General features: G+C 57.0%; 19 protein-coding genes. 15 read left to right on the forward strand and 4 right to left on the reverse strand.

Going from position 1 to position 19,751, the window contains the following annotated elements; genetic code table 11:
- Positions 1 to 5 precede the first annotated feature (5 nt).
- The 10 genes from DSM117340_RS02540 (at position 6) to modC (ending at position 10,176) form a co-directional block, all read left to right on the forward strand.
- The gene (locus tag DSM117340_RS02540; RefSeq protein WP_089887603.1) at positions 6 to 989 is read left to right on the forward strand and encodes a TRAP transporter substrate-binding protein; all 984 of its coding nucleotides are present in this window, start codon (positions 6 to 8) and stop codon (positions 987 to 989) included.
- Positions 990 to 1,076: 87 nt separating this feature from the next.
- The gene (locus DSM117340_RS02545) at positions 1,077 to 1,790 is read left to right on the forward strand and encodes a TRAP transporter small permease subunit (protein ID WP_089887605.1); all 714 of its coding nucleotides are present in this window, start codon (positions 1,077 to 1,079) and stop codon (positions 1,788 to 1,790) included.
- Positions 1,787 to 3,100: a TRAP transporter large permease subunit gene (locus tag DSM117340_RS02550; RefSeq protein ID WP_089887606.1), complete on the forward strand. Its 1,314-nt coding sequence runs from the start codon at positions 1,787 to 1,789 to the stop codon at positions 3,098 to 3,100. Before DSM117340_RS02545 ends, DSM117340_RS02550 begins: the two co-directional genes overlap by 4 nt.
- Before the next feature lie 2 nt (positions 3,101 to 3,102).
- Positions 3,103 to 4,038, forward strand: a complete 936-nt coding sequence (locus DSM117340_RS02555; RefSeq protein ID WP_089887608.1) for a hypothetical protein — start codon at positions 3,103 to 3,105, stop codon at positions 4,036 to 4,038.
- A 72-nt stretch (positions 4,039 to 4,110) separates the two neighbouring features.
- Positions 4,111 to 5,118 (forward strand): hydroxyectoine utilization dehydratase EutB, encoded by a 1,008-nt coding sequence (gene eutB, locus DSM117340_RS02560; protein ID WP_089887610.1) that lies wholly within the window; start codon positions 4,111 to 4,113, stop codon positions 5,116 to 5,118.
- The gene (locus DSM117340_RS02565) at positions 5,108 to 6,097 is read left to right on the forward strand and encodes a cyclodeaminase (protein ID WP_089887611.1); all 990 of its coding nucleotides are present in this window, start codon (positions 5,108 to 5,110) and stop codon (positions 6,095 to 6,097) included. The genes eutB and DSM117340_RS02565 overlap by 11 nt, the downstream gene beginning before the upstream one ends.
- Before the next feature lie 120 nt (positions 6,098 to 6,217).
- Entirely contained in the window at positions 6,218 to 7,588 is a 1,371-nt protein-coding gene (locus tag DSM117340_RS02570) for an aspartate aminotransferase family protein (protein WP_089887613.1), read from the forward strand.
- Between the two features lie 73 nt (positions 7,589 to 7,661).
- Positions 7,662 to 8,408: a molybdate ABC transporter substrate-binding protein gene (gene modA, locus DSM117340_RS02575; RefSeq protein WP_089888912.1), complete on the forward strand. Its 747-nt coding sequence runs from the start codon at positions 7,662 to 7,664 to the stop codon at positions 8,406 to 8,408.
- Complete coding sequence (modB, locus tag DSM117340_RS02580; protein ID WP_089887614.1) at positions 8,405 to 9,097, forward strand: molybdate ABC transporter permease subunit; 693 nt, start codon at positions 8,405 to 8,407, stop codon at positions 9,095 to 9,097. Before modA ends, modB begins: the two co-directional genes overlap by 4 nt.
- The gene (gene modC / locus DSM117340_RS02585) at positions 9,094 to 10,176 is read left to right on the forward strand and encodes a molybdenum ABC transporter ATP-binding protein (RefSeq protein WP_089888915.1); all 1,083 of its coding nucleotides are present in this window, start codon (positions 9,094 to 9,096) and stop codon (positions 10,174 to 10,176) included. Before modB ends, modC begins: the two co-directional genes overlap by 4 nt.
- Positions 10,177 to 10,179: 3 nt before the next feature.
- On the opposite strand, the gene DSM117340_RS02590 is transcribed toward modC, so the two are convergent.
- Complete coding sequence (locus tag DSM117340_RS02590) at positions 10,180 to 10,632, reverse strand: GNAT family N-acetyltransferase (RefSeq protein ID WP_089887616.1); 453 nt, start codon at positions 10,630 to 10,632, stop codon at positions 10,180 to 10,182.
- A gap of 14 nt (positions 10,633 to 10,646) precedes the next feature.
- Positions 10,647 to 11,828, reverse strand: coding sequence for a hypothetical protein (locus tag DSM117340_RS02595; RefSeq protein WP_089887617.1), 1,182 nt, complete (start codon positions 11,826 to 11,828; stop codon positions 10,647 to 10,649).
- Between the two features lie 129 nt (positions 11,829 to 11,957).
- Between DSM117340_RS02595 and argS the strand changes: the two genes are divergently transcribed.
- The gene (argS, locus tag DSM117340_RS02600) at positions 11,958 to 13,679 is read left to right on the forward strand and encodes an arginine--tRNA ligase (RefSeq protein WP_089887619.1); all 1,722 of its coding nucleotides are present in this window, start codon (positions 11,958 to 11,960) and stop codon (positions 13,677 to 13,679) included.
- A gap of 291 nt (positions 13,680 to 13,970) precedes the next feature.
- Here argS and trxB read toward each other — a convergent pair whose 3' ends face one another.
- Positions 13,971 to 14,915 carry a thioredoxin-disulfide reductase gene (gene trxB, locus DSM117340_RS02605; RefSeq protein ID WP_089887622.1) on the reverse strand — a complete coding sequence of 315 codons (945 nt, stop codon included), beginning with the start codon at positions 14,913 to 14,915 and terminating at the stop codon, positions 13,971 to 13,973.
- A 209-nt stretch (positions 14,916 to 15,124) separates the two neighbouring features.
- Between trxB and DSM117340_RS02610 the strand changes: the two genes are divergently transcribed.
- Positions 15,125 to 15,625: an Lrp/AsnC family transcriptional regulator gene (locus DSM117340_RS02610; RefSeq protein WP_089887624.1), complete on the forward strand. Its 501-nt coding sequence runs from the start codon at positions 15,125 to 15,127 to the stop codon at positions 15,623 to 15,625.
- A gap of 278 nt (positions 15,626 to 15,903) precedes the next feature.
- Here DSM117340_RS02610 and truA read toward each other — a convergent pair whose 3' ends face one another.
- Positions 15,904 to 16,671: a tRNA pseudouridine(38-40) synthase TruA gene (gene truA, locus DSM117340_RS02615; protein ID WP_089887626.1), complete on the reverse strand. Its 768-nt coding sequence runs from the start codon at positions 16,669 to 16,671 to the stop codon at positions 15,904 to 15,906.
- 210 nt (positions 16,672 to 16,881) lie between these two features.
- Here truA and DSM117340_RS02620 point away from each other — a divergent pair, with 210 nt between their 5' ends.
- Genes DSM117340_RS02620 through DSM117340_RS02630 form a run of 3 tightly spaced genes read left to right on the forward strand, consistent with a single transcriptional unit; the run spans position 16,882 to position 19,678 of the window.
- The gene (locus DSM117340_RS02620; protein WP_089888917.1) at positions 16,882 to 18,222 is read left to right on the forward strand and encodes a YcjX family protein; all 1,341 of its coding nucleotides are present in this window, start codon (positions 16,882 to 16,884) and stop codon (positions 18,220 to 18,222) included.
- The gene (locus DSM117340_RS02625; protein WP_089887627.1) at positions 18,219 to 18,653 is read left to right on the forward strand and encodes a GNAT family N-acetyltransferase; all 435 of its coding nucleotides are present in this window, start codon (positions 18,219 to 18,221) and stop codon (positions 18,651 to 18,653) included. Before DSM117340_RS02620 ends, DSM117340_RS02625 begins: the two co-directional genes overlap by 4 nt.
- Positions 18,650 to 19,678 (forward strand): TIGR01620 family protein, encoded by a 1,029-nt coding sequence (locus DSM117340_RS02630; RefSeq protein ID WP_089887629.1) that lies wholly within the window; start codon positions 18,650 to 18,652, stop codon positions 19,676 to 19,678. Before DSM117340_RS02625 ends, DSM117340_RS02630 begins: the two co-directional genes overlap by 4 nt.
- The last annotated feature ends 73 nt before the right edge of the window (positions 19,679 to 19,751 follow it).

A 19,751-nucleotide genomic window follows, 5' to 3' on the forward strand; every position in this document is an offset into this window, starting at 1 on the left:
AGACAATGAAGACACTGACACATAAATTGAGCACTGCTGCGGCGAGTGTTGCTTTGGCGATTGCGGCGAATGCTGCTTCGGCAGAAAAGTGGGATATGCCAATGGCGTATGCCGCGAGCAACTTCCACTCTGAAATGGGCGTCGTGTTTGCTGATAAAGTACGAGAGTACACGGGCGGCGAGATCGACATTACGGTTCATCCAGGCGGCTCACTGTTTAAGGGCGGCGAAATCAAACGCGCAGTCCAGACAGGGCAAGCGCCAATCGGCGAACGCTTTATGAGTGCTCACGCGAACGAAGCACCGCTTTTGGGCTGGGACAACGTGCCGTTTATTGCCACAAACTACGCGGACAACGAAAAGCTCTGGGCGGCCGCGAAAGACAAAGTAAACGGGCAGCTTGCGGAGCAAAACCTTGTCACGCTTTATACCTGTGCATGGCCGGGGCAGGGCTTTTACTTCAAGAAGCCAGTGGCGTCTTCTGCCGATACGCAGGGCGTAAAATTCCGCTCTTATAACACAGCGACAGCGACATTTGCCGAAGAGCTCGGAATGATTCCTGTTCAGGTTGAAGCTGCAGAACTGAGCCAAGCTTTGGCGACTGGTGTTGCCGAGGCGTTCATTTCGTCAGGTTCGACAGGCTATGACCGCAAAGTCTGGGAAACGCTGACCCACTACTACAAAGTCAACGCCTGGCACCCACGTAACTATGTGATGGTAAACAAAGGTGTTTGGGATGGGCTGAGCGCAGATATGCAGGCCTCTGTTCAAAAAGCGGCGGACGAAACCGGCGTGGCCTGTAATGCCAAATCTGCAAGTCTGGCGGACTGGTATTTTGAACAGCTCGAAGCCAATGGCATGGTCGTTGAAGATGCTGCGCCTGAGTTCCTCGCGGAGCTTCAAAAAATTGGCGCGAAGATGCAAAGTGACTGGGTGGCCGAAGCGGGTGCTGATGCCCAAGCCATTCTCGATGCATATAACGCAAACTAAAAACGTAAGCTAAGCTTGGGTGGCCTCATCGTACGCAGTGCGGTGAGGCTGCTAAACCTTATAAATAAATAAAAAAGGGGGAGGGTCATGAGAGATTGGCAAGCGTTTCTGGGGCTGCCTTTATGGGTCTGGCTCTTTGTTTTTCCGACAGTTTTGGCGCTCTATTGCTTGTGGAAAGGCCCGTCTGCGGCGCGGATGTTGCAGCCTTTGTGGCGCGTGCTAGATAAAATTTACGCGTTCGCGGGCGCTGTGGCTGCTGTCTTTATGGTGGCCATCCTTTTGCTGATCATTGGTCAGATGGTTGCCCGATGGTCCAATGTTACCTTCCCAGGATCAACGGAATATGCAGGCTACGCCATGGCCGCGACCTCGTTTTTTGCGCTTGCTTATACGCTGACGCAAGGTGCGCACATCAGGGTTTCGATTTTTCTCAACCTCAATGCGTTTACCAAATTCTGGCTTGATGCGCTTGCGATGTGGATTGCTGCGGTGACGGCAACATATTTTGCGCGCTATGCCATCAAGACCAACATTATGTCTGAGATGTTGAATGACCGCACACAGGGGCAGGACTTTACGCCCGAGTGGCTGATCACGTTCTTCTCGATGTTTGCGACCTCGCCGCTGAAGTGGGGCGAGCTTTGGGCGAACTCAGCTGAGGGCTGGGTTTACACGCCTGTCTGGCTGCCACAGTTGCCGATGTCGATCGGAACCGTGCTTTTGGCGGTTGCGATCTGGGACTATCTCACACGCCTGCTTTGCTATCGCGAAACACAAATTCATGGAGAGGTTCTAGAATGAGCGAACTTTACGCCACAGTTATTTTCCTCTTCGTTCTCTTTGCGCTTTTGGGGGGCTCTGTCTGGATCGGGCTTGCTCTTATGGGTGTCGCTTGGGTTGGCATGGAGCTGTTCACAATGCGCCCCGCAGGCGACGCGATGATCACAACGATCTGGTCGGGTGCTTCAAGCTGGACGCTTACGGCGCTGCCGCTCTTTATTTGGATGGGCGAAATCCTGTATCGAACACGATTATCCGAGGACATGTTCCGAGGGCTTGCGCCTTGGATGCGCTATTTGCCAGGGGGACTGCTGCATACGAATATCGCAGGCTGCACCATTTTTGCGGCTGTCTCGGGCTCTTCGGCTGCAACGCTCAATATGGTTGGCAAGATGTCGATCCCCGAGTTGCGCGAGCGCGGCTACCCTGAGTTCATGATTATTGGGACGCTTGCGGGCGCTGCCACCTTGGGGCTGATGATCCCGCCGTCTCTCACGCTGATTGTTTATGGCGTGACGATCAATGAAAGCATCACCAAGCTGTTTATGGCAGGTGTCTTTCCTGGTCTGGTTTTGGCAGGGCTTTTTATGCTCTACATCATTGCTTGGCACTATCTTTACCCAGACCAGCGCCCAGAGCCTGAACCCAAGATGTCTTTCTCAAAGCGTATGGCGGAGAGCCGCTTTCTGCTGCCGCTTTTCGGGCTTGTGTTTATTGTCATCGGCTCGATGTATTCTGGCTATGCCACAGCAACGGAAGCCGCCGCTGTGGGGGTCTTTGGGGCTTTGGTCTTGTCGGCTGTGCAGGGCTCGCTTGATTGGAACACCTTTAAGCAGGCGCTCATGGGGGCAACCAAGACCTCGGCGATGATTGCCTTCATCCTGATGGGCGCAGCGTTCTTGTCGCTGTCTATGGGCTTCACGGGCCTGCCGCGTGCGCTTGCGGGGTTGATTGACAGCTACAATCTTTCGCCGGTTGCGCTGATTGCTGTCTTGACGCTGTTCTATTTGGTGCTTGGCATGTTCATGGACGGGCTGTCCTCGGTGGTTTTGACCATGGCGATTGTCGAGCCGATGATCCGAGCAGCGGGGATTGATGTGATCTGGTTTGGGATCTTCCTCGTGGTGGTGATCGAGACGGCGCAGGTTACGCCGCCGATTGGATTTAATCTGTTCGTTTTGCAAGGCATGACGCGCCATGAGATCAGCTATATCGCCAAAACGGCCATTCCGATGGTTGGCCTCATGCTTTTGATGGTTGTGATCCTTGTTATCTTCCCCGAGTTGGCGACGTGGTTGCCTGACAATATCCGTCAGGGTGCTTCGGGCTAGCGATGCTCGTGGCACTTGGCTTTGTGGCCAAGCACGGGCGCTGGGCGTTGGTGCTTGGTCTTTTGGGTGGGCTAGTGTTGCCCGAGCTTGCACAGGCTTTAAAGCCATGGCTGGCTGAGCTTGTGTTGTTGCTTTTGTTTTTGACAGGGTTGCGTGTTGGCCATCGTGACGCGCTGTTGGGGCTAAAAGGAGTGCGCCGTACGCTTGCGGTTGTGTTGAGTTATCAACTTGCTCTGCCTTTGCTCGCGCTTGCGGGGTTTTGGCTTTTTGGCCTCGCGGGCTCACCCTACGCTATCGCCTTTACATTGATGCTTGCGGCGCCCTCCGTGACGGGGAGCCCGAATATTTCGATCTTGCTTGGCCACGCGCCTGAGCCTGCGTTTCGCCTCCTTATTCTGGGGACCGCGCTGTTGCCGCTGACGGTTATTCCTGTGTTTTGGTTCAGTCCTGAGTTGGGTGATCTGAATGCAGCGCTTTTGGCCTCTGGCAAGTTGCTCCTATCAATTTGGGCTGCCATAGGACTGGCTTTTCTAACACGTCATATCGCTTTGCCCGAGCTAGAAGGAGAGCGCCGCGCCGCTCTTGACGGGGTTATGTCTATCGCGCTTGCGGTTATTGTGATCGGCTTGATGAGTGCTTTGGGGCCTGCGATCAAGGCCATTCCTTTGGAAGTCGGCAAGTGGCTCGCACTCGTGCTCGTGGTGAACTTTGGGTTGCAGGCCTCTGCCTATCTTTTGTTGGGCCAGAACATGGTAGAGGAAGAGGTCGTGCCCTTTTCGATTGTGGCAGGAAACCGCAATGTCGCTTTGTTTTTCGTCGCTTTGCCCGTCACGCAGTCCCCTGAATTTTTGATATTTTTGGGGTGCTATCAGATCCCGATGTATCTCACTGTAATCTTGATGCGGCCCCTGTTTGGCAGGCCGTCAACAGAGTGTTGACGGGTTCGATTTGGGGCTGACACAGGCGGTTTGCTGTGCTTTCAGAGAATAGAATGGGACAGTGGGGGGCTTATGCGCGTTGAATTGAGCGATATTAATGCTGCGCAGCGCGTTATAGCGGGGCTGGCGGATGCTACACCGATGATCCTGTCGCCCTATATGAGCGCGGCCGCTGGTCAGCCGTTTTATTACAAATGCGAGATGATGCAGCCGATCGGGGCGTTCAAGCTACGCGGGGCGATGAATGCTGTTGCGAACCTACCCAAAGGGACGCGCGGTGTAACGTGCTGTTCTACAGGCAACCATGGACGCGGAGTGGCTTATGCCGCTGCCAAGGCGGGGGTACGCGCGGTCATTTGCATGTCGGAGCTTGTGCCTGATGCGAAGGTCGAGGGCATTCGTGCCTTGGGTGCAGAGGTCCGTATCATTGGGCGCTCACAAGATGAGGCGCAGGTTGAAGCGTTGCGGTTGGTGGCTGAAGAGGGGCTGGTCGAAATTTCGCCATTTGACGACGGCTACGTGATTGCAGGGCAGGGCACCATCGGGATTGAAATGCTTGAAACCGTTCCCGAGCTTGAAGCGATATATGTGCCTTTGTCTGGAGGTGGCTTGGCTGCGGGCGTGGCGACGGCTGCCAAGGCGCTCAAGCCTGACATCAAGATATACGGCATTAGTATGGAGCGTGGGGCTGCGATGTATGAGAGCCTCAGAGCAGGCGCTCCTCTGGAAGTTGAAGAAGTGCCGAGTCTTGCTGATAGCCTTGGAGGAGGCATCGGGCTTGAAAACCAGTTGAGCTTTGCAGCCTGCAAAGAGTTGCTCGACGATGTGCTTCTGGTGACTGAGGACGAAATCTACCACGCGATGCAAGTGTTGTTCTATGAGGATCGGCTCATTGCGGAAGGCGCATGTGTTGTCGCGATCGCTGCGATGTTGGCCGGCAAGCTGCCCAAGCCTCGTGGGCCTGTCGCGACGATCCTAACTGGGCGTAACGCTGACATGAAGCAAAGTGCACGAATTTACGCGGGGCAAAGCGTACAGCTCGGCGAACGAGAGATCAAAGGGAGGCCATATGGCACATGACGTTTCTATCGTGACCGAAGCGGAACTGCGTGGTCTGGTTTCGCTCAATGGCGAACTGATCGAAGTTATCGAAAGTGGTTTTGCGGCGCTGGCAAAAGGCAAGGTGACCATGCCGCCGATCTTGTCGATGGAGCTTGAGAAGGCCAACGGCGAGGTCGATGTGAAGACCGCCTATATCGAAGGCTTTGATGGCTTTGCGATCAAGGTGAGCCCTGGATTTTTTGACAACCCCAAGCTTGGTTTGGCGAGTCTCAACGGGCTGATGATCTTTATGTCAGCAAAAACGGGTCTGGTGCAGGCCGTGTTTTTGGACAACGGCTATTTGACCGATCTGCGCACAGCCGCGGCGGGCGCTGTTGCCGCCAAGCACCTTGCGCCAAAAGAGGTCCGTGTTGCAGGTGTGATAGGCACGGGTGTGCAGGCGCGCCTCCAGATGCAGGCCGCACATTTGGTACGCCCGTTTGAGCGGCTCTTGGTCTTTGGGCGCGATATGCAAAAGGCGGCGCGCTGTGCTGCGGATCTGAGTGAAACGCTTGGCATTGATTGCGAAATGACGACGGATGCTGCGGATCTTGTTGCGCAGAGTCAGCTTGTCGTGACGACAACGCCTGCGCGCGAGCCTGTTATCAAGGCTGAGTGGTTGCACAAGGGCCTCCATATCACTGCGATGGGTGCGGATCAGGCAGGCAAAAACGAGATTGACGCCAACGCGCTTGCCAAGGCCGATCACTATGTGGCCGACAATGGCAGTCAATGCATGGTTTCAGGCGAGCTTGAGGCGGCCTTGGCAGCAGGGGTTTGGCCTGAAGGCAAGATGCCGACAGAGCTTGGAGACGTTGTTATTGGAAAGGCTGAGGGACGACGGAGCGAAGCGGATATCACCATCTGCGACCTAACGGGGACAGGTGCTCAGGACACGGCGATTGCCACTTATGTGGCGCAGATTATGGACGGTGTTGGCACGAAAATCAGTACTTAGGGATTTTTGCTCTGGAAATGCGCGCATTCATTTGGCACACAGGTGCTGCGCATTAACCCAACCATCTGCACGCTGAGCTCCGGCATAAAGGTGAGATGCCAACCATAGGAGCATTTTCACATGCTTAAGAACGACCACCTCGAAGCGTGGGACCGCGAGAATTTTTTCCATCCGTCAACACATTTGGCCGAGTTTGCTCGTGGCGTGACGCCTCAGCGGATCATCACGGGAGCCAAGGGCTGCCATATCGAAGACCGCGACGGCAACCGTCTGCTCGACGCCTTTGCGGGGCTTTACTGCGTCAATGTCGGCTATGGGCGTCAAGAAATCGCCGAAGCGATTGCAGCGCAAGCAAAGGAGCTGGCATATTATCACTCCTACGTGGGCCATGGAACCGAGGCGAGCATCACGCTGGCCAAGATGATCCTTGATCGTGCGCCTGAGCACATGAGCAAAGTCTACTTTGGTCTTGGCGGCTCTGACGCCAACGAAACCAACGTCAAACTGATCTGGTATTACAATAATATTCTAGGCCGTCCCGAGAAGAAAAAGATCATCAGCCGTTGGCGCGGATATCACGGGTCTGGGCTTGTGACGGGCTCGCTTACGGGGCTTGAGTTGTTTCACAAGAAGTTTGATCTGCCACTTGCGCAAGTGGTGCACACTGAAGCGCCCTATTATTTCCGCCGTGACAATCTGGAGCAAACTGAAGCTGAGTTTGTTGCGCATTGCGTCGCCGAACTGGAAGCCCTGATTGCGCGTGAAGGTGCTGACACGATCGCGGCGTTTATCGGTGAGCCTGTGCTCGGCACGGGGGGCATTGTGCCACCGCCTGAAGGCTACTGGGCGGCTATTCAGGAGGTTCTTGAGCGCCATGATATTCTGTTGGTGGCGGATGAAGTTGTCACAGGCTTTGGCCGTCTCGGAACGATGTTTGGCTCTGAACACTACGGGATGAAGCCTGATCTCATCACTATCGCCAAAGGCCTCACCTCGGCCTACGCGCCGCTTTCGGGCTCGATTGTGAGCAAGAAAATGTGGGCTGTGTTGGAGCAGGGCACAGACGAAAACGGACCCATCGGCCATGGCTGGACCTATTCTGCGCACCCTATTGGGGCGGCGGCGGGCGTTGCCAATCTCAAGCTTCTGGACGAGCTGAAGCTCATGGAAAATGCAGGCGAAACGGGCGCCTATCTGAACGCGGCCATGGCTGATGCGCTGGGCGATCATGCGCATGTGGGCGAAGTTCGCGGCGAGGGGATGCTCTGTGCTGTTGAATTTGTAAAGGCGCGCGATGGGCGGGTTTATTTTGAGGCGTCTGAGAAGATCGGGCCGCAGATTGCGGGTGCTTTGCTGGCTGAGGGCGTGATTGCGCGGGCAATGCCACAGGGGGATATCCTAGGTTTTGCACCGCCCTTCTGCCTTACACGCGAGGAGGCTGACGAAGTGGTTGGCAAGACGGCCAAGGCGGTAAAATCTGTTCTGGGCTAAGACGTTAGGCTCTGACATTATGGCCCCGATGTTTGTTAAAGCATCGGGGCTTTTTTGTGCGAAGGAAGAGGCGATGGCACGCGCGAGAAAATGGGGTTTGGCGGCTGTGCTGGCTGTCGCGCTGAGCGGCGCGGCGGCGGCTGAGACCGTGACCATTTTTGCCGCAGCGAGCCTTAAGACTGCACTCGACAATCTAAAACCTTTAGCGGAAGCGGCGACGGGCCAGAGGCTTCGTATGGTGTATGCGGGCAGTGCTGCTTTGGCGCGCCAGATTGAGCAGGGTGCACCCGCAGATATTTTTGTTTCGGCCAATGTGAATTGGATGGATCATTTGCAAGAGCGTGGAGGAGTTGAGGCAATTGAACGCGTCGAGTTGCTCGGCAATTCTCTTGTTCTGATTGGGCAGGCGGCGGAACCTCAACTCAGTTTTGACCATGCGGCGAGCTTTGGTGAAGGCCGCATCGCCATGGGCCTGACCAAGGCAGTGCCCGCTGGGATTTATGGCCGTGCGGCGCTTGAGAGCTTGGGGCTTTGGCAGGCTTTGCATGGGCGGGTGGTTGAGACAGACAATGTGCGCGCGGCTCTTGCGCTCGTAGCGCGGGGCGAGGCGCGCTATGGGATCGTTTACGCGAGCGATGCCAGGGCAGAGCCCAAGGTGCAGATTTTGCTGAGCTTTCCCAAAAATAGCTATGGCCCTATTGTTTACCCAGCGGCGCTTTTGACTGAAAACGGGTCCTCAGCCTTCGCGTTTTTGCAAAGTGAAGCCGCTTGGGCTGCGTTTGAAGCGCAAGGATTTTTGCGCGTGGAGACGCAGGAATGAGCTGGCTTGGCCCTGAAGAATGGCAGGCAGTTGTGCTCTCGCTTAAGGTGGCGCTTTGGGCAACTGTCTTGAGCTTGCCGCTGGCGATTGCTGTGGCTTATGCGCTGGCGCGGGGGCGGTTCTGGGGGCATGGGCTGCTCAACGGGCTTGTGCATTTGCCGCTGGTTTTGCCCCCTGTTGTCACGGGCTATCTGTTGTTGATCTTTTTTGGGTCGCAAGGGATTGGTGGTCAGCTGCTAGAAGCCATAGGCTTACCGCTGGCCTTTCGTTGGACAGGGGCTGTTCTTGCGGCGGCGATTATGGCGTTCCCGCTGGTTGTGCGTGCGGTCCGCCTGTCAATCGAGGCCGTCGATCAACGCCTTGAGGCTGCGGCGGCGACGCTGGGAGCTTCGCCGTTGAGAGTGTTTTTCACCGTAACTTTGCCCATGGCGATGCCTGGTGTTCTGGCGGGTGCCGTGCTCGGCTTTGCCAAAGCGATGGGCGAGTTCGGCGCGACAATCACGTTTGTCTCCAACATTCCTGGTGAGACGCAAACGCTGCCCTCGGCGGTCTATAGTTTCTTGCAGGTTCCGGGTGGTGAAAGTGCGGCTGTGAAACTTGTGATCATTGCTGTTGTCGTGGCCATGGGCGCGCTGTTGCTTTCTGAATGGCTGGCGCGGCGCATGGCGCGGAAGGTGTCGGGCATATGAGTTTGAAGGTCGATATCATAAAGTCGCTGAACGGCTTTGGACTGCGCGCTGACTTTTTGGCACCTGAGGGGATCACTGTTTTGTTCGGACCGTCAGGCTCTGGCAAGACCACGCTGATCAACGCTGTTGCGGGGCTGGCTCGGCCTGACAGAGGGCGCATTGCCTTGGGAGAGCGGGTGCTTTTTGACCATGACGCGTGCATTAACCTGCCTGTGCACAAACGTGGGGTTGGATATGTGTTTCAGGATGCGCGGCTTTTTCCTCAGCTGAGTGTTGAGGGCAACCTGAACTATGGCCGCAAGCTTGCGGCTGAGCCGCCGAGCGGAGCGGAATTTGACCGTATTGTAAAACTTCTTGGCATCGGCGGGCTTCTGGCGCGCAGGCCTGCGAAACTTTCGGGCGGTGAAGCACAGCGTGTGGCGCTTGGGCGGGCGCTTTTGAGCGGGCCTCAGATCCTTCTCGCGGACGAGCCATTGGCTGCGCTTGACAGCGCGCGCAAGGGAGACCTGCTGCCCTATTTTGAGCGGCTCAGAGACGAGGGTGGCTTGCCGATCCTCTATGTCACGCACTCTGTAAGCGAACTTGGTCGGCTGGCCAATCATGTTGTGACGCTCGAGGCGGGGCAGGCTTCGGGCTTGCGCGCACCCTCCGATGTCTTGGCTGATCCGCGCCTTGTTCCGGGGGGCGTGCGTGGTGTTGGCGCTGTGATCAATGCTGTCGTTGTCGCTCATCATGCTGACGGGTTGAGCGAGCTCTCTGCGGGCGGTTTGCCGCTATTCTTGCCGAAAGTTGCACAAACGGTCGGGGCTTCGCTTCGGGTCCGTATTGCGGCGAGTGATGTGATCCTCTCGCGCCACAAGCCTGAGGGGCTGTCGGCACTTAATATCCTACCTGCCAAAGTTATCGGACTGCGTGAAGGTGACGGGCCTGGCGCGATTGTGGCGCTGGAGACAGCCGCAGGACAAATACAAGCGCGCATCACGCGGCGATCTGCCAAGGCGCTTGGACTTGATGTTGGTCTTGACGCTTACGCCATCGTTAAAACGGTGTCGATTGCGCAAGAAGATGTGGGTGGTTGAGGCTTAGTTGATCGGCTTGGTATACTTTACAAATGGCGTCAGCTCTCCGATGCGATCGTAAAGTTGACGCGCGGTTTTGTTGCACTCTTGCGTGAGCCAGTAGACGCCAGTTGCGCCAGCTTTGGCTGCCTCTGCATGAACCGCTTCAATCAATGCGCGGCCCGCACCTGTACCGCGAATCTCGGGATCAACATAGAGATCTTGTAAATAGCAGCTGTTTTCGACTGACCACATGTGTCGGTGAAACAGGTAGTGAGTAAAGCCGATCGCCTGCCCATCTTTGACTGCGATAAACCCTTTGAATTCGTTGTCTGCGCCTGACTGTAGGCGCGCGAAGGAGCTGTCGTAAACCGTCTGCGGCCGCGATGTTTTGTAGAACGCCAGATAAGCTGTGAACATGCGGTCCCATTCGGGACGATCCTGATCGGTGATTGGACGAATTTGCAATTCTGGCATGATCTTGCCTTTGGTTACTGGGCGAGGCCGAGGGTGGCCAAGAGCTGTGACAGAGCGGCTGTGCCCTTGGGTGTGATTTTGCCTGCCTTGATGAATTGCGCGGCCAGTTCATTCGCGCTTTTCATGAGCATATGGGGGTTGCGAGCGTTAAAGGCGGCTTCAGTGAGCGGAGTTTCTAGCGATTGTGCGTCTACGTCACTTATTGGGAGTGCGAGCGCTGATGCGCAGAGTTTATCGGCATCCAGAAGGGCTGTGCGGATTTCTGTGCAGCAGGCGAGCTCTAATGGCTCTCCTGGTGCATGAGTGAGAAAGAGCCTGCGCAAAAGGCGAGCACCATAATAGGCCAGTAGCTCTTCGAGGGATGGCAGCCCCTGTACAGCAGGCGCGCGGGGAGAGGGCTCCTCAGCCAGAGCTGGGCGGACAGGGTCAATCAGGCAGACCGAAAGTTTGGCTTTTCCTGCACTCATCAGATCGACGCCCGCAATGAGGCCGGGTGCATAGCTTGAGTGGTCCTTGCGGAACACATCAATCAGAAGGTCATAGCCGCGCGCGAGCTTGTCTGAATGATATGCCAGATCGGCGGCGTAGTAGGTGTAGCGCCCGTCGCCGTCAGTGAGCGGACGGGGGCGCAGATCACCGCGCGAAACGGTATCGAGCATGAGGCGCTCAACAGGTTTTTCAGGTGCTGCATTTATCAGGTTGCCTGAACTGTCCATGAGGGCATCTTTGCGGGCGAAGTCACTGAAAAGGCGAAACAACTCACCGCGTGTTTCAAGGCTGCTTTCATGGGTGAATGTGTCGAACTGGACATCGAGAGCTGTGAGGCCTTCGCGGATGCTGGCCATCGCAGCCTCGACAGCCGCACGACGAACGGCTGGGAGCCAGTCGGCCTCAACGGCTTCGAACAGGTCCTTTGACAGTCCTTTGCGCACGGCGGCGGCAAGGGCTGTGATCTCGTCTGCTTCAAACTCTGTCGGTGCAAGGCAGCGTGCGTAAACCCCGCGTGCGAGTGCGTCGGCCTGCGCGCCAGCGTCGTTGACGTAGTATTCACGGGTGACTTCGTGGCCAAGGGTGGCGGCCATACGGGCCAGCACATCGCCGATGATGGCGGCATAAGCATCCTCACCGCGCAGAGGGCGGCTGGGGTAGGCCGAGACAAACTCGACATTAATGCGCTGGGGCTTTGTGGTGCTCATGGAAATTTGATAACAGTAAAATCAAGTCAAGGGGAAGCCTTGCCAGCATGATTTGCCTCTTTTCCTCAGGGCGCAAGCTCGGTATGCACAGCCCGACTTTGAAACCCATGCCAGGAAGGCCCGCGCCAGATGCAAAAGACCCTGATAGAGACGCTGCAAGCGTTCGTGAACGCCGCTTTTTCCCGTGCGGGCTATGACACGAAGTTTGCTGCTGTACGGGTTTCGGACCGCCCGGATCTTGCCGACTTTCAATGCAACGGGCTTATGGGCGTTGCCAAAAGCCAAAAGATGAACCCTATGGATGCTGGCGCGGCTGTTATGGAAGCGCTTGATCTGGAAGGACTATTTGAGGCCGACTTTGTGAAGCCTGGGTTTCTGAACTTTAAGGCAACGGACGAAGCTCTGCGGAAGCTTGTGGCTGCGTCTGTTGACGATCCGCGGGCGCTGGCGGGAACGGATGAGCGCAAAAAGTTCATGGTTGATTATGGTGGGCCGAACCTCGCCAAGGAAATGCATGTTGGGCATTTGCGCTCGGCTATTGTGGGTCATGGATTGATCAACCTGCTTGAGTTTGCTGGGCATGACGTTGTGAGCGACGTACATTTGGGAGACTGGGGTTTGCAGCTGGGACAGCTGATCACCCAAATCGAAGATGTGCGGCCTGACCTTTTTGAGGATGAGGTGAACGCGCCAATCACTATGCTGGATTTGCAGGAGTGGTACCCTGCGGCCTCCGCCAAATCAAAGGCGGATGAAGCGTTTCGCGATAAGGCCCGTGTGGCGACGTCCGCACTTCAAGCAGGGGATGCACGTTACATGCGGTTGTGGCAGCGGATCGTGGATGTGAGCATTGCCAGCCTGCGCCGTGACTATAACCGTTTGGGCTGTGAATTTACCTATTTCTACGGTGAGAGCCGGTATCAGGACATGCTTGGTCCGCTGGTGAAAAGCCTAGAAGACAGCGGCACGGCAGAGCCTTCTGAAGGTGCGATTGTTGTTCATTTACAGGAAGATAAGAAACTTCCCCCTTTGATGCTACGCAACAGCAATGGTGGCTATGGCTACGGTGCAACAGACCTCGCGACCATCGTGGACCGTCTGGATACGGATAAGCCTGACTACATTCTCTATGTCGTCGATGCGCGCCAGAAAATGCACTTCCAGCAGGTGTTCTTGGGTATGGAGAAAACAGGGCTACTGGGCGACACGACGCTTGAGCACACAGCCTTTGGCACAGTCAATGGCACCGATGGCAAGCCTTTCAAGACCCGTGAGGGCGGCGTTATGCGGCTGCATGACCTGATGGAAGAAATGCACGCCGCAGCACGCGCGCGGCTTGAGGAGATGGGCAAGCTTGACGGTGCTGAGCTTGAAAAAACTGCGGAACAGATCGCCATTGCGGCGATCAAGTTTGGCGAGCTTTCGCACGACAGAGAAAGCAATTATATCTTTGATATGGAACAGTTTTTGCAGTTTGAAGGCAAGACAGGGCCGTATATTCAATATACCTGCGTGCGGATCGCTTCGCTGATGGAAAATGCCAGTGCAGCTGGGCTGACGCCAGCGACGTTTACCGAGGTTACCGACGGGGCGCGCAGTCTCGTTTTGACGCTTGATGAATTCCCTGCAAAGCTCGCTCGCGCTGTCGATACACGCAAGCCGAGCAATATGGCGATGCATGTCTACAATCTCGCCAATGCGACCAATTCTTTCTACCAGTCCAACCGTGTTTTGGCAGATGGGGTGGATGCAAGTGTGGCGGCGTCACACCTTGGGCTTTTGGCTGCGGCCAAGGGCCAGCTCGAACTCGGGCTGAAGCTTCTCGGGATCGAAGTGCCTGCCAAAATGTAAGTCGCTTTAAAATATTTTCGAATTCTACGCGCGGATTAACACATGACTTTCACCGCCTGATTCTAGGGGGGTGATATGCGTGCACAACCCGTGCACAAGGCGTGCACCGCCAAAACGGGCTTTTTTTGGGGGGGCCGTTTGTGACATCGCCGCGCGCTATGTCGATACTCTTTTAGGGTTTGCGCTGCGGCTGCGCCGCATCGCCCGGGCGAGAGGGCGCTGCCCTCTCGCGCTCTCCCGGGATATTTTTTGGAAAGAAAAAGCACCTGACGATGTCAGGGTGTTCGATGATTAGCTGTCTTGCTCGGCGAGGAAACGCTCGGCCTCAAGGGCGGCCATACAGCCCATGCCTGCCGAAGTGACGGCCTGACGGTATTTGTGATCTGTCAGATCGCCCGCAGCGAAAACACCCGGGATGGACGTTTCTGTGCTGTCGGGTTTGGTAACAACGTAGCCGCCCATATGGGTTTCGAGTGTGTCTTTGACCAACTCGTTGGCAGGGGCGTGACCGATGGCGATAAAGACGCCTTTGCAGGGCAGGTCTGTGATCTCGCCTGTTTTGGTGTGTTTGACTTTTACGCCCTCAACGCCGAGCGGCATATCTGTGCCATAGACCTCTTCGATTTCGTGAAACCAAAGCGTCTCGATCTTGGGGTTTTTCATCAGGCGGTCTTCAAGGATTTTCTCGCTGCGCAGCGTGTCGCGGCGATGTACGAGGGTGACCTTGCTGGCGAAGTTTGTCAGGAAAAGCGCCTCTTCGACGGCCGTGTTACCACCGCCAACAACGACGATCTCTTGCCCACGATAGAAGAAGCCATCGCATGTCGCGCAGGCCGAAACGCCGAAGCCTTTGAATTTTTCTTCGGAGGGCAGGCCGAGCCATTTGGCACGCGCCCCTGTGGCGAGGATCACGGCATCACATGTGTAGAGCGTGCCGCTGTCGCCCTGTGCTTTGAAGGGGCGCTCGGAGACGTCAAGATTTGTGATGATGTCGCCGATGATTTCGGTTCCCATCGCCTTGGCGTGCTCTTGCATGCGGATCATCAGATCGGGGCCTTGAACTTCGCTGTCGCCAGGCCAGTTTTCCACTTCTGTTGTGGTTGTGAGCTGGCCGCCTGGCTCGATGCCTTGCACGAGGATTGGCTCCAGCATGGCGCGCGAGGCGTAGACGCCCGCTGTGTAACCTGCGGGGCCTGAGCCGATGATCAGAACTTTGGTGTGACGCGTTTCAGCCATGTGGAAGCCCTCGGATGTGTCTGGGATCAAGTCTTGCGCTTGGATATAACTGCCCGACACGGGGAAGGAAAGGCTGCGGAGCGGGAAAGCTGTAACAGTTTTTTGAAGTTTGAAGGGTCTGCCCTTTTGTTTTCTTGCTCTGCGTTGAAATATTGTTGCGCCTAGTGGGTGTGCTGCTATAAGAATCTGTAAATCTAGGAGGGTAGACGATGCCGCATTCGCGTCTCGATGAAATTGATCGCAAAATTCTGGCAGAGCTTCAGGCCGATGGTCGGATGACGAATGTTGAGCTGGCCAAGCGGGTTGGAATATCGGCTCCGCCTTGTTTGCGGCGCGTGCGCACGCTAGAAGAGGCGGGCTTCATTCGCGGCTATCATGCTGAGGTTAACCCGCGTGAACTTGGCTTTGAAGTGCAGGTTTTTGCGATGGTTGGTCTAGTCAGTCAGGCTGAGGCAGATCTCTCTGCTTTTGAAGCGCGTTGCCGCGCTTGGCCTTTGGTGCGCGAGTGCCACATGCTGAATGGCGAGGTGGACTTTATCCTCAAATGTGTGGCGCCTGATCTTTCAACGTTTCAGAGCTTTCTGACCGAAGACCTGACGGCGGCAGAGAATGTTGCGAGTGTCAAAACCTCGCTTGTCATTCGCGGTGCAAAAGATGAGCCAGGCGTGCCGTTTGACGTGCTGGAAGCGAGACTGGCGCGCAAGGCTTGAGTGCTGTTTTGAGGGGTTGAGGCCGCGTGCGTTTTCGATATGCGGCAGTCAGTGCTTGTGTATATTTCCGGAGATAAGAACTTTTTAACCTTTATTTCCCAAGCTGAAGCGGCGGAACAGGCGGGGACGCCGATGGCCGTGAAAGGAAAAGAGGGTTCTCTTTTGAGGGAGGGTTGCGAGCGGCCCTTCCTTTTTCTTTCTAAAAGTATCCCGGGGAGCGCGAGGGGCTGGCCCCTCGCTTCGGTCGTATTTTCGCGTAGCGAAAATGCGAAACTTGATCATGCAAAAGGGTTTTCCGGGTAGAGCACGTGCTTGAGATACAGCCCCTGAGGCGGGCAGACTGGGCCACAGGCGGCGCGGTTGCGCGCGGCGAGGGCCGTTGTCACATCCGACGGCGTCCATGAGCCTGCACCCACGCGCTCGAGCGTGCCCACGACAGAGCGGACCTGATTGTGCAGAAACGACCTCGCGCGCAGGTGAAAGTGGTATTCTATTCCTGCTGCCACGGGGTGCTCCGTGATTGTGATTTCATCGAGTGTTTTGACAGGGCTTTCAGCTTGGCAGATGGTTGAGCGAAAGGTGGTGAAGTCGTGTTTGCCGATGAGATGCGCGGCGCCTTCGCGCATGGCGTTGATGTCGAGTTTGTTCTTCACCTGCCAGACGAGGCCCTTGTCGTGTACGGCGGGGGCGCGGCGGGAGAGCAGCCGGAAAAGGTAGTGCCGCTCAAGGGCGCTAAAGCGTGCATGCCACGCCTCATTCACCTCGACACAGGCGACAATCGCTATCGGGTGGTCGCGCAGGTGGTAATTAAGCGCTTCGGAGAGACGAAAGGGTGTCCAGTTTTGCTCCATATCGGCGTGGGCGACTTGGCCGAGAGCGTGAACGCCCGCATCGGTGCGCCCTGCTGCTGCGATGGTATGAGCGCGCGGCTCCAGTTTTGCCAAAGCGGCTTCGACCTCGCCTTGCACCGTGGTTTCTTCTTTTTGGCGTTGCCAGCCTGAAAAGGGCGCGCCGTTGTATTCGATTTTGAGGGCATATCTGGGCATGATCGGGCTTTAGCGCCTCAGAGGCGGCGCGGCAAGCCTCCCTACAGTTGGGGGGAAGGGGCGCGCAAAGCTCCCCTCTGGCGTGCGGTGCGCATCGACACTATCTTCACAGCAACAGAGGCCAAGAAGGGCAGCAGAGTGATCGGTGAGTTGGCAGACAGCATCGCGCGGCAGGTGGACAATCTGACGGGCACGGTTTCGGAGGCGTTTATGGAGCCTGTGATCCGTGTTGGGGTTACGGGATTGGCGCGTGCGGGCAAGACTGTGTTCATCACCTCGCTTGTGGCCAACCTGCTGAACCGGGGCCGCATGGGCGGCATGGCTGGAGAGGCGCAGGGACGCATTGAAGCAGCGTATTTGCAGCCCCAACCTGATGATACAGTGGCGCGGTTTCAATTTGAGGAGCACTTGTCTGCTTTGACAGGGGCGAACCCCTATTGGCCGACGTCAACGCGTACCGTGAGCGAGTTGCGCCTGTCGCTGCGGGTGAAGCCACGGGGGCTTCTTGGCGGGCTGTCTGGCGCGCGGATCGTGCATGTGGATATCGTGGATTATCCCGGCGAATGGCTTTTGGACCTTGGTTTGATGTCAAAGTCCTATGCTGAGTGGTCTGACGACGTCTTTGCGCGGCTCGCTCGGCGCGCAGAGGCCATCGATTTTTTGAAAGAGGCCGAGAGCGCTCAGGGCGATGATACATTTGAAGAGCCTGCAGCGCAGGCTTTGGCCGCGTCCTTCACAGCCTATCTGACGGCAGCGCGGGATGCGGGCTACTATGATTGTACTCCAGGGCGGTTTTTGTTGCCTGGCGCACTTGAGGGCTCGCCTGTGCTGACATTTGCGCCTTTGGCCAAAGTCGAGGGCGCGGGCCGCAAGAGCCTCTGGCGCGAGATGGAGCGGCGATATGAGGCGTATAAATCCAAGGTCGTAACGCCGTTCTTCCGCGAGCATTTTGCTAAGATTGACCGGCAGGTTGTTCTGATTGATGCGCTTGGGGCGATCCATAAGGGGCCAGAGGCGCTGGAGGATATGCGCCGCGCGATGAGCGATATTCTGAGCGCGTTCAAGCCCGGGCAAAACGCCTTTTTGAAGCGACTTTTTCTGGGGCGGCGGGTTGAGAAAATTCTGTTTGCGGCCACGAAAGCGGACCATTTGCATCATGTTCAGCATACCGCATTGACGGGAATTGTTGAGGCGTTGGTGCGGGCAGCGTCGGACCGTGCAAGCTTTGCGGGAGCCGAGGTGCGTGCGATGTCGATTGCCGCGTTGCGGGCGACCGAAGAGGCCGAGATGCGCCATGATGGCGAGATGCTTAAGTTGGTGCGGGGCAAGCTGCTTGAGAGTGGCAAGCATGCGGCGCTTTATGCGGGCGCTCTGCCCGCTGATCCGAGTAAGCTCTTGCAGCCCGCACGGGAAGGGGCCGAGCGCTGGCTTGAAGAAGACTACCAGATCATGAATTTTGCGCCTGCTGTTTTGGAACTGGCGCGCGGAGACGGGCCACCCCACATCCGACTTGATCGCGCTGCCGAGTTTCTGATCGGAGATCGATTGTGAGTGTCGCACAGGCGCATATCTGGCATTTGCCACGACTTCTTGGAATCCTTTGGGCAGGAACGCGTGGTCAGGGGCCTGTGGCGCGGCGGCGTGACGAAGATGCGCGCGCGATGGCCAAAGTCATCTTGCAAGGCAAGGTGCAGCTCTGGCGCAGCGAGGGACGGGCGCGGGCCTTTTTGGTGCGCGACGGGGTGCGTATTCATGCGCTCTATACCAGCCCAGACTGGCGCGGACAGGGGGGCGGCGCTGCTCTTGTGGGCCGTGCGCAGGACCAGATCGGGAGGCTTGAGCTATATGCGGCCGAGCACAACAGCGGCGCACGGCAGTTTTATCTGCGCCATGGGTTTCGCGAGGTGTCGCGCAGTCATGGCGCGGGCAATGACGAGGGGATACCTGATATTTTGATGGCATGGGAAAGGCCGATGGGATGACCGAAGGGACGCCCCGTCGCGGGCCTGTTTTGATCGAGTTGGATGCAAAGCATGCGGCAAAACCTGCGGCGGCGCCGCCTGTGCCTGAGATACAGGAGATTGCGCCAACTGGTGGGGCAAATGGAGCGGCGATGGGCGCTGCAATGCGGTTTGCTGCGCGTAAGCCATCACGGCTTGCACGCTGGTTCTGGTCTTTGCTGGGGGCGCTTCTTGCGGCGGTTGTCTCGGTTGCTGCATGGGATTTTGCGCTTGGCATGATCGCGCGTTCCCCTGTGCTTGGCTATGGTGTGGTTGCGCTGATTGCGGCGCTTTTGCTTGTCTTGCTAACAGTTGCACTGCGCGAGCTTGCGGCTTTTGGGAGGCTTCGGCGGCTTGACCGTATTCGGCTTGCTGCGCAGGGCGCGCTGGCGACTGGAGATTTGTCTCAGGCGCGCAGCACTTTGGGGCAACTCAAGGCGCTCTATCGGGGGCGCGAGGAACTGCAGTGGGCGCTCTCACGGCTGGCTGAGCGGGAGGGCGAGCCGATGGATGCGGATGCGCTTTTGGCACTGGCAGAGCGTGAACTTTTGCAGCCTTTGGATGGCTTGGCCTTGAAGGAAGTCGAGGCAGCGGCGCGGCAAGTGGCGACTGTGACAGCGCTTGTGCCGATTGCTTTGGCGGATGTGGCGGCGGCGCTTACGGCGAACCTGCGGATGATCCGCCGTATTGCCGAGATCTATGGCGGACGGGCGGGCACGCTGGGAAACTGGCGCTTGCTCAAGGCGGTGATCGGCCATCTCGTGGCCACGGGCGCTGTAGCTGTGGGCGATGATATGATTGGCTCACTTGCAGGCGGCGGCGTTGTGGCCAAGCTCAGCCGCCGCTTTGGCGAAGGGGTGATAAACGGGGCGTTGACGGCGCGTGTGGGCGTCGCTGCGATGGAGGTCTGCCGCCCCTTGGCTTTTGCGGCTGTGCCACGGCCTTCTGTTTCGGCCACAGTGGGCCGTGCGCTCAAAGGCTTGTTTGGCGGCAGCAAAGGCGCGTGACAGGCGGCTGCTTCACGCTTGTTTTGTCAAGGTGTAGCGCCTAGCCTGCCCCCAGTTTGTTTAAGGGGTTTGG

This window comes from Lentibacter algarum (assembly GCF_040580765.1).
Classification (GTDB): Bacteria; Pseudomonadota; Alphaproteobacteria; order Rhodobacterales; family Rhodobacteraceae; genus Lentibacter; species Lentibacter algarum.

Coding starts and splice junctions, on each gene's coding strand:
- DSM117340_RS02540 (WP_089887603.1), top strand. CDS start 6: ATGAAGACACTGACACATAAATTGAGCACTGCTGCGGCGAGTGTTGCT.
- DSM117340_RS02545 (WP_089887605.1), top strand. CDS start 1,077: ATGAGAGATTGGCAAGCGTTTCTGGGGCTGCCTTTATGGGTCTGGCTC.
- DSM117340_RS02550 (WP_089887606.1), top strand. CDS start 1,787: ATGAGCGAACTTTACGCCACAGTTATTTTCCTCTTCGTTCTCTTTGCG.
- DSM117340_RS02555 (WP_089887608.1), top strand. CDS start 3,103: ATGCTCGTGGCACTTGGCTTTGTGGCCAAGCACGGGCGCTGGGCGTTG.
- eutB (WP_089887610.1), top strand. CDS start 4,111: ATGCGCGTTGAATTGAGCGATATTAATGCTGCGCAGCGCGTTATAGCG.
- DSM117340_RS02565 (WP_089887611.1), top strand. CDS start 5,108: ATGGCACATGACGTTTCTATCGTGACCGAAGCGGAACTGCGTGGTCTG.
- DSM117340_RS02570 (WP_089887613.1), top strand. CDS start 6,218: ATGCTTAAGAACGACCACCTCGAAGCGTGGGACCGCGAGAATTTTTTC.
- modA (WP_089888912.1), top strand. CDS start 7,662: ATGGCACGCGCGAGAAAATGGGGTTTGGCGGCTGTGCTGGCTGTCGCG.
- modB (WP_089887614.1), top strand. CDS start 8,405: ATGAGCTGGCTTGGCCCTGAAGAATGGCAGGCAGTTGTGCTCTCGCTT.
- modC (WP_089888915.1), top strand. CDS start 9,094: ATGAGTTTGAAGGTCGATATCATAAAGTCGCTGAACGGCTTTGGACTG.
- DSM117340_RS02590 (WP_089887616.1), bottom strand. CDS start 10,632: ATGCCAGAATTGCAAATTCGTCCAATCACCGATCAGGATCGTCCCGAA.
- DSM117340_RS02595 (WP_089887617.1), bottom strand. CDS start 11,828: ATGAGCACCACAAAGCCCCAGCGCATTAATGTCGAGTTTGTCTCGGCC.
- argS (WP_089887619.1), top strand. CDS start 11,958: ATGCAAAAGACCCTGATAGAGACGCTGCAAGCGTTCGTGAACGCCGCT.
- trxB (WP_089887622.1), bottom strand. CDS start 14,915: ATGGCTGAAACGCGTCACACCAAAGTTCTGATCATCGGCTCAGGCCCC.
- DSM117340_RS02610 (WP_089887624.1), top strand. CDS start 15,125: ATGCCGCATTCGCGTCTCGATGAAATTGATCGCAAAATTCTGGCAGAG.
- truA (WP_089887626.1), bottom strand. CDS start 16,671: ATGCCCAGATATGCCCTCAAAATCGAATACAACGGCGCGCCCTTTTCA.
- DSM117340_RS02620 (WP_089888917.1), top strand. CDS start 16,882: ATGGAGCCTGTGATCCGTGTTGGGGTTACGGGATTGGCGCGTGCGGGC.
- DSM117340_RS02630 (WP_089887629.1), top strand. CDS start 18,650: ATGACCGAAGGGACGCCCCGTCGCGGGCCTGTTTTGATCGAGTTGGAT.